The sequence below is a fragment of the Aquabacterium sp. genome (assembly GCF_050725395.1).
GTDB lineage: Bacteria > Pseudomonadota > Gammaproteobacteria > Burkholderiales > Burkholderiaceae_C > Aquabacterium.
Genome location: NZ_JBOHHL010000072.1, coordinates 1 through 8189, shown reverse-complemented (window position 1 = coordinate 8189; position 8189 = coordinate 1). Strand labels below are relative to the sequence as shown.

Genomic DNA, 8189 nt, shown 5'->3' with positions numbered 1-8189 from the left:
GCCAACTTCCTCGACGTGGGCGGTGGCGCCACGGCCGAAAGGTCACCGAAGCCTTCAAGATCATGCTCAAGAGTCCCAAGGTCAAGGGCATCCTGGTCAACATCTTCGGCGGCATCATGAAGTGCGACACCATCGCCGATGGCGTCATCACCGCCTGCAAGGCGGTGAACCTGAACGTGCCCCTGGTGGTGCGCATGAAGGGCACCAACGAAGACCTGGGCAAGAAGATGCTCGCCGACTCCGGTCTGCCCATCATCAGCGTCGACACGATGGCCGAAGCGGCCACCAAGATCGTCGCCGCCGTCAAGTAACGCCCCAGGAAAGCACACCATGAGCATCCTCATCAACAAGGACACCAAGGTCATCACCCAGGGCATCACGGGCAAGACCGGTCAGTTCCACACCCTGGGCTGCCAAGCCTATGCCAACGGCAAGAACGCATTCGTTGCTGGCGTGAACCCCAAAAAGGCCGGCGAGAAGTTCTCCGACATCCCCATCTACGCCTCCGTCCGGGAAGCCGCGTCGCAAACCGGCGCCACCGTGTCCGTCATCTATGTGCCGCCCGCTGGTGCCGCTGACGCCATCTGGGAAGCCGTCGAGGCCGACCTGGACCTGGTCATCGCCATCACCGAAGGCATCCCGGTGCGCGACATGCTGATCGTGCGCAACAAGATGAAGGCCAAGGAAGCCGCAGGCGGCAAGAAAACGCTGCTGCTGGGCCCCAACTGCCCTGGCCTGATCACACCCGAGGAAATCAAGATCGGCATCATGCCGGGCCACATCCACCGCAAGGGCCGCATTGGTGTGGTCAGCCGCTCCGGTACGCTCACTTACGAAGCCGTGGCGCAACTGACCGAACTCGGCCTGGGCCAATCCAGCGCCGTCGGCATCGGCGGCGACCCGATCAATGGCCTCAAGCACATCGACGTGATGAAAGCCTTCAACGACGATCCTGACACCGACGCCGTGATCATGATCGGCGAGATTGGCGGGCCCGACGAGGCCGAAGCCGCTCAATGGTGCAAGGCGAACATGAAAAAACCCATTGTCGGCTTCATCGCTGGCGTCACCGCGCCTCCGGGCAAGCGCATGGGCCATGCCGGGGCCCTGATCAGCGGCGGCGCCGACACGGCCGACGCCAAGCTCGCCATCATGGAAGAGTGCGGCTTCACGGTCACGCGCAACCCCTCCGAAATGGGCAAGCTGCTCAAGAACTTGCTTTGACGCCATCCCCGGCAGTTCCTGTTTCCTGACCCGCCCAGCCCCTACACTCGGGGCTGTTTTCATTCACAGCGAGACATGGACGCATTCCTGACACCTGAATTCTGGTTGGCCGTGGGGCAGATCGTGATGATCGACATCCTGCTGGGCGGCGACAACGCCGTGGTCATCGCCCTGGCCTGCCGCAACCTTCCGCCGGAATTTCGCCGCCGTGGCATTTTGTGGGGCACCGCCGGCGCCATCGCCCTTCGGGTGGTCCTGATCTTCTTCGCAATGTCCTTGCTGGCGCTGCCTTACCTCAAGCTCGTGGGGGCGGCGTTGTTGCTGTGGATTGGCGTGAAATTACTCATGCCCGACGACGACAATCATGACAATATCCAGGCCAGCGACAAGCTCCTTGGCGCCATCAAGACCATCATCGTGGCGGACTTCGTGATGAGCGTGGACAACGTCATCGGCATCGCCGGGGCAGCCCAGGGCTCGGGCCACGAAGGCCACCAGATGCCCTTGGTGATCTTTGGTCTCCTGGTCAGCATTCCCATCATCGTCTGGGGCAGCACCCTGGTGCTCAAACTCATGGACCGTTTTCCCCTCATCATCACCGCTGGCGGCATGCTCCTGGGGTGGATCGCCGGCACCCTGGCCATCAGCGATCCCGCCCTCCAGCCCTACGCGCTCGACACCGATGTCAACCGTTATGGCGCGGGCATCGCGGGGGCGTTGTTGGTGTATGGCCTGGGCACCTTGCTGGCCAGAAAACAACGTTGACCCGACCCGAAGTCCAGACCCCGCATGACACCCAACATCACCATGGTTGCCCCCTTGTTGATCCTGCTCTTGCTGGTGGTCGCGGCGGGCCTGGTGGTCTGGTTGGTGCGTCAGAATCGCCGCACGCCCCCGGCGGCGCGGTCGACCTTCGGCCCCTCGACTCAGCAAGGCGGCCGGCACAGCCGGTCTGGCGCGAACACGCGGCCTCGCCGCCGTTCTTCGTTGTCTGAAGCCGATCGTGAAAAGGCCGTGGCACGCGTGCGGATGATGGCCGACGCGGGGCCTGAAACCGTCCTGTCCTACCTGCATTCGGCGGAAGACAGCCTGCCGCCATCGGCCTTCGATTCCGCCCTGCCTCTGGAGTCCGGCACCGATTTCTCGCAAACCACCCGTCCACAGACCTGGCAGCGCAGTCCTGCCGAGGCCTTGGCCAAACCTGCCGCTTCAGTGGCCAAGGGCCAGAAGGCCTCAACGGCACAGGCCGAGGGCATGGAGCGCGTCGCCCACGCCCTCAACGCCCTGAAAGAAGGCCCTGCCGACCAGGCCTGGAATTCGCTCAAAGGATTCCGTCCCGAGCCCGGTCAGCGGGAGGCCTGCCTGGAAACGCTGGAAGGCATCGCCCAGGCCTTCGAGCGCGACCAGCGTTACCACAGCGCCCGCGATGTCTACGAGCACATGGCCGACATCGATCCTGAATGGCGCCAGGTCAAGCTGCGCTTGATGCGCGCCCGTGGCTTGGCCCAGGCGGCGGCCAGCAACACTTGGGGCACCGTGCCTTCGCGGCCCATGCCCGAGGAAAACCAGCGCCAGCTCGGCAAATACCTGGTCGAAAAAGAAATTGGCCGAGGCGCCATGGGTGCGGTCTACCTGGGCTACGACCCCGTCACCGACCACAAGGTCGCGCTCAAGACCATGGCCCTGGCCCGCGAGTTCCAGGGCGACGAGCTGGCCGATGCCCGTGCCCGCTTCCTGCGCGAAGCCGAAATGGCCGGGCGCCTGGACCACCCCGACATCGTCAGCATCATCGGCGCGGGCGAGACCGACGGCCTGGCCTTCATCGCGATGGAGTTGGTCGAAGGTGTGGACATCAGCCAGTACGCCCATCCCGCCAAGCTGCTGCCCCTGGCGCAACTGCTGCCCATCATGGCGCGCGTCGCCGATGCCCTGGCCTACGCCCATACCCGCGGCGTGACCCATCGCGACATCAAGCCCGCCAACATCATGGTCGACCTGGCCTCGGGCAGCGTCAAGGTCATGGATTTCGGGGTGGCGCGCGTGGCCGATGCCGCCCGCACCCGCACCGGCGTCGTCCTGGGCACGCCCACCTTCATGTCGCCCGAACAACTGTCCGGCCAAACCCTGGACGGACGCACCGACCTGTATTCGCTGGGCGTCAGCCTGTTTCAGTTGCTGACGGGGTACCTGCCCTACCGCAACGATTCGATGGCCCAATTGATGCGTGCGATCGCCCAGGAAGAAGTGCCCAATGTCTGCGACCTGCGTGATGATTTGCCCCGCCCCCTGGGCGACATCGTCGCATTGGCGCTACAAAAGCACCCGAATACCCGCTATGCCAACGGGCTGCAAATGGCCGAGGATCTCAGGGCCGTGGCGCAAGCCGTGTGGGCTGCGTCCAACGTTGACATCGAGTTGGGCTGACTTGTAAATCAAGCGACAATTGCACCATGGAGTTCGAGTTTTTCAGTCAGACAGACACCGGTCGAGTGCGAACGAACAATGAAGATTCGATCGCCATCGACGAGTCCTGCACCGTGGCGGTGCTGGCCGACGGCATGGGCGGTTACAACGCCGGCGAAGTCGCCAGCGGCATGGCCTGCGATTTCATCAAGGCCGAACTGGGCCGTTGGCTGACCGAGGCCGCGCCTGGCGCCAGCGATGGCGATGTCAAGCGGGCCATGGACATCTGCGTCGACAACGCCAACCGCGCCATCTTCAATGCCGCGAACTCCAACCCGACCTACGCCGGCATGGGCACGACTTTGGTCGTGTCGGTGTTCCGTTCGGGCCGGGCCTTGGTGGGGCACATCGGTGATTCGCGCGCCTACCGCTTGCGGGGCGGTGTGCTGCAGCAAATCACCAAAGACCATTCCCTGCTGCAGGAGCAGATCGACGCCGGCATCATCACGCCCGAGCAGGCGGCGTTTTCCAGCAACAAGAACCTGGTCACCCGCGCCCTGGGCGTCGAAGACCTGGTCTTGATGGAAACCCACCTGCATGAAATTCAATCGGGTGACATTTTCCTGATGTGCTCGGACGGTTTGTCTGACATGCTGACCGATGCGCACATCGCGCAGGTCATGAACGGCCAAACGAATTTGCCGGACATGGGTTCCGCCCTTATTTCTGCCGCCAACGACGTGGGCGGGCGGGATAATATCGCGGTGGTCCTGGTTCGGGCACATGGCGTGGCCGAACCGCAGCCCAAGTCCTGGTGGCCTTTCAAGCGCCTGGGCGGTGCATCCTGAATATTGAACGCTAACTAGACAGATTCCAACCCGAGAGGTTCCGCATGGGAAAACTGGTCGTCTCGCTCGACGGCGTGGTCATCAAGGAGGTCCAGATCACCAAGGACAAGACCTCCCTGGGCCGCCGCCCGTACAACGACATCGTCATCGACAATCTGGCGGTGAGTGGCGAGCACGCGGTGATGCAATTGGTGGGCACGGATGTGTTCATCGAGGATCTCAACAGCACCAATGGCACCTACATCAATGGCAAGGCGGTGAAAAAGCAGCTGCTTCAGCACAACGACACCGTTGAGATCGGCAAATACAAGATCAAGTTCCTGGCCGAAGAAGGCAACGACTACGAAAAGACCATGATCATGCGGCCCGGCAGTGGCGGGTTCAGCAGCATGGGCACTTCGGCGCCAACCGCCTCCACCCTGTCTCCCGTGACGGCAGCCGAGCGTGCCGCCCAAGGCCCGCTCACGGCGCCTGGTGGCTTGTTCACCAACACCGGCGCGCCAGGCCTGTCGACCAATTTCGGGGGCTTGCCGCCCCAGGCGCCCGCGTCCATCAAGGTGCTCAATGGCGCCGCGGCCGGGCGTGAGGTGGCGCTCAGCAAGGTGGTCACCACCGTGGGCAAGCCCGGCGTGCAAGTGGCTTCGCTCACCAAGCGACCTGGCGGCTATGTGTTCGCCCACGTCGAAGGCTCGGCCCGTCCCACCGTGAACGGTTCCCCCGTGGGTGGCGAGCCGGTTCACCTCAAGAGTGGCGACGTGATCGAGTTGGCCGGCACCCAGATGCAATTCGTGCAAGGCTGAGGATCGGTGGCGGCACCATGATCCGCGTCCTGGGTTGTTCAGGGTCCATCGCGGCGCGTTGCCACACCACGGCCTTCCTGCTGGACGACGACATCCTGATCGATGCCGGCAGTGGTGTGGGTGAGATGCGGCTGGATGAACTGGCCCGCATCGACCACATCCTGATCAGTCACAGCCACCTGGACCACGTGCTGAGCATTCCCTTGCTGGCGGACAGCGTGATTCGATTGCGGCAAGGCGCAGGCGGTTTGAGCGAGCTGAGGCCGATTCATGTGCATGCCTTGCCGGAAACGTTGGACGCGTTGCGGGCGCACATTTTCAATGGCGTGATCTGGCCTGATTTCACCCGTTTGCCCACTGCTGCCCACCCGATTTTGGTATTTCACCCATTTGCCGTGGGCGAGGTTTTGACTTTCCCTGCACGGGATGGTTTGGCGGCCGATCGGCGCGTGCACGTGCTGCCGGCGGCGCATACCGTGCCGGGCGTGGGTTTTGGTTTGGAAACGCCTAAAGGGTGGTGGGTGTTCACAGGTGACACCGGGCCCAATCCAGCGCTTTGGAAGGTGCTGGCGGGGAAAGAGATCGCGCAGTTGGTGATCGAGACCGCTTTTGGTGACGAAGAGGCACACCTGGCCAGCATCAGCGGGCATTTGTCGCCGCAGAGCTTGGCGGGTGAATTGACCCAGCTGGACGGTGAGGTGAGTGTGTACATCACGCATCCCAAGCCGGGTGAGGTGCCGGCGGTGTTGGCGCAGATCCGGGCATTGGAAAGCCGGCATCGGATCGAGCCGTTGCGCGAAGGGCAGCGGTTCAATGCGCCGGTTGAAGGCTGACAAATTTTGTCGCGTTCTTGGTCGATGTGACCAAATAGGGCGCGGTTGTTGGTCTTGATGTGACTAAACGGGTTGGCGCTGAGATCCTAATCGAGGGTAAACGCGGCAAAAGTCACGGCTTTTCAAAAGACCGCGCTTGGCATGGCAACTGCGTAATAGTCTTCACGCCCAGGCTGCTGGGTCAGCAACGACAGAATTTTTTAGCGGGCCCAGCCCAAGGAGAATGACCATGAAGACGATGCAACGCATGCAAAAGAATGCTCAAAAGGGTTTTACCCTGATCGAATTGATGATCGTGGTGGCGATCATTGGTATTTTGGCGGCCGTGGCTTTGCCTGCTTACCGCGACTACACGGTGCGCGCCAAGGTTTCCGAGTTGATTTTGGCAGGTTCTTCTGCAAAAAATGCTGTGGCTGAATATGCCAACGTGTATGGCAAGCTCCCTAACGGAGGTTCGTTCACCGTTGAAACGCAAGCTTCGAAATTTGTTTCAAAAGTTGAATGGACCGGTACCAACGACAATGCCGGTAAAATCACCGTTACAGGTCCTACTGACGCTACTGTTGAGCCCGCGTTAACAAATAAGCAAATTGATTTGAATGCTTCGTTGGAAAGCGGTATCGTAGTGTGGACCTGCCGGGCAGGTACTACTGCAGTGGACGCAAAATATTTGCCCTCTAGTTGCAAGTGATTTGATTTTTGCAAAGCAGCCCTTCGGGGCTGTTTTTTATTGGCTCCAAGATTATACAAATGGCAATTCTTTGGTTCTTAGCTGGTTTTTTACCGTTTGTGAGTTGGGGACGGGTTGCTCCAATCGCGTCCTTTTGGCCTCAATGGGGGGCTGCCACGATCTTCCTGATCATTGGCACGGCTCAGTTTTTAAAGAACCGCAATCGCCTTGAATTTGCGGGACGAAGTTCCTTTGATGGCGCTGTCATTTTGTTATTTCTGTCCATTTCGGCGCAGAGCCTAACAGGCCATGTTTATTCAAAAACATCCGCTTTCATTGCGGTTGGAGCTTTGGCCCTCGGCTGGATCTTCACGAAGGTCTCAACGCTTGCGGTGGTTCGAGATCCCACGCGAAGTCTGGATGTCTGGTGCATGGGGGTGAGCGCGGCGTTGCTATTCCAAGCTTTTGTTGTTGGCCTAGGAGTATTCGGGAAGGAGTTCGTTCATGGCTTCTTGTTCGATGCACCTCCTCAACTCCGAGCCCTTGGTGCCTTTGGGCAATCCAACCACCTGGGGGTTTTCTCAGTTCTGGCGCTGGCATGCCTTCATCATCTATTTGCAAAGCGAAGGATCACGCCATGGATGCTGTGGGGAGGGGTAGCCATCTCTGCACTTGTCTGTGCTCTGTCGTATTCACGCGCAGCGTTGCTAGTTTGGGGGGCATTGGCTGTCATTGCTGCTATTCCTCTGTGGAAAAGCCGTCGTCGTGGTGATGACGAGAAAAAAGTCTGGCATGCCCATGTGTATGTCTGTGTATTTTTTCTGACCGTTCAGATGTTGAATTTCATGGTGCCTTTGATGCCCCTGATTTCAGGCATGCAGGATGGGCCATCCCTTCTGACCGATAGTCGGGCCATGAGCTCAAATGCCCGTTTGGAACAAATCCGTGACTCATTTCAGTTGATTGAAAAATATCCTTATTTCGGTGTGGGATATGAAGGCTTTGCGGGAGCCAGGTTGTGCGACCTTAGCGGTAGTTTGATGGAGCCTCAAACTACCGTGCCCCATAATCTTTTACTCCAGTTTTTTGTGGAATTAGGTTTGATTGGGGCATTGATAGATTTGTGGGTGATTTTCGCCGTATTCAAGGTGGTACGACTTGCGTTGCTCGATTCCGAAAATTTTTCGTCCGATCGCCTTTTGGCCGTGCAGTGGATCGTTGGTCTGTTCGTGTACAGCATGTTTGAGTTTCCACTGTTGTACAGTTATTTTTTGCTCCCTTTCCTCATGATGGCGGGACTTGCTGGCTACCCTATTGTATCGGTGGGTGTAGGAAGGCCATTAAAGATCGCATTAACTTCAGCGCTGGTTTTTGGATTTATTGGCCTTTTTTTAATCGCATGTGATTATCC

At 59.6% G+C, this 8189-nt stretch carries 8 protein-coding genes and 1 pseudogene; all 9 read left to right on the top strand.

Going from position 1 to position 8189, the window contains the following annotated elements; translation table 11 throughout:
- Positions 1-311: pseudogene (gene sucC, locus ACREB4_RS20965) on the top strand (succinate--CoA ligase subunit beta); the annotation flags it as partial.
- Positions 312-330: 19 nt separating this feature from the next.
- Positions 331-1224, top strand: a complete 894-nt coding sequence (sucD, locus tag ACREB4_RS20960; RefSeq protein ID WP_431590182.1) for a succinate--CoA ligase subunit alpha — start codon at positions 331-333, stop codon at positions 1222-1224.
- Between the two features lie 75 nt (positions 1225-1299).
- Positions 1300-1989, top strand: coding sequence for a TerC family protein (locus tag ACREB4_RS20955; RefSeq protein WP_431590181.1), 690 nt, complete (start codon positions 1300-1302; stop codon positions 1987-1989).
- Positions 1990-2013: 24 nt separating this feature from the next.
- The gene (locus ACREB4_RS20950) at positions 2014-3648 is read left to right on the top strand and encodes a serine/threonine-protein kinase (RefSeq protein WP_431590180.1); all 1635 of its coding nucleotides are present in this window, start codon (positions 2014-2016) and stop codon (positions 3646-3648) included.
- A 26-nt stretch (positions 3649-3674) separates the two neighbouring features.
- Entirely contained in the window at positions 3675-4475 is an 801-nt protein-coding gene (locus tag ACREB4_RS20945) for a Stp1/IreP family PP2C-type Ser/Thr phosphatase (RefSeq protein ID WP_431590179.1), read from the top strand.
- 44 nt (positions 4476-4519) lie between these two features.
- Positions 4520-5275: an FHA domain-containing protein gene (locus ACREB4_RS20940; RefSeq protein ID WP_431590178.1), complete on the top strand. Its 756-nt coding sequence runs from the start codon at positions 4520-4522 to the stop codon at positions 5273-5275.
- 17 nt (positions 5276-5292) lie between these two features.
- A complete protein-coding gene (locus ACREB4_RS20935; RefSeq protein ID WP_431590177.1) occupies positions 5293-6108 on the top strand; it encodes an MBL fold metallo-hydrolase in 816 nt (271 codons plus the stop codon).
- A gap of 247 nt (positions 6109-6355) precedes the next feature.
- Positions 6356-6799 carry a pilin gene (locus ACREB4_RS20930; protein ID WP_431590183.1) on the top strand — a complete coding sequence of 148 codons (444 nt, stop codon included), beginning with the start codon at positions 6356-6358 and terminating at the stop codon, positions 6797-6799.
- A 59-nt stretch (positions 6800-6858) separates the two neighbouring features.
- Positions 6859-8189: O-antigen ligase family protein (locus ACREB4_RS20925; protein ID WP_431590176.1), on the top strand; the 1331-nt coding region annotated here is incomplete at its 3' end.

Excerpts from the sequence above, each read along its gene's own strand:
- sucD (WP_431590182.1), top strand. The coding sequence starts at position 331 with ATGAGCATCCTCATCAACAAGGACACCAAGGTCATCACCCAGGGCATC.
- ACREB4_RS20955 (WP_431590181.1), top strand. The coding sequence starts at position 1,300 with ATGGACGCATTCCTGACACCTGAATTCTGGTTGGCCGTGGGGCAGATC.
- ACREB4_RS20950 (WP_431590180.1), top strand. The coding sequence starts at position 2,014 with ATGACACCCAACATCACCATGGTTGCCCCCTTGTTGATCCTGCTCTTG.
- ACREB4_RS20945 (WP_431590179.1), top strand. The coding sequence starts at position 3,675 with ATGGAGTTCGAGTTTTTCAGTCAGACAGACACCGGTCGAGTGCGAACG.
- ACREB4_RS20940 (WP_431590178.1), top strand. The coding sequence starts at position 4,520 with ATGGGAAAACTGGTCGTCTCGCTCGACGGCGTGGTCATCAAGGAGGTC.
- ACREB4_RS20935 (WP_431590177.1), top strand. The coding sequence starts at position 5,293 with ATGATCCGCGTCCTGGGTTGTTCAGGGTCCATCGCGGCGCGTTGCCAC.
- ACREB4_RS20930 (WP_431590183.1), top strand. The coding sequence starts at position 6,356 with ATGCAAAAGAATGCTCAAAAGGGTTTTACCCTGATCGAATTGATGATC.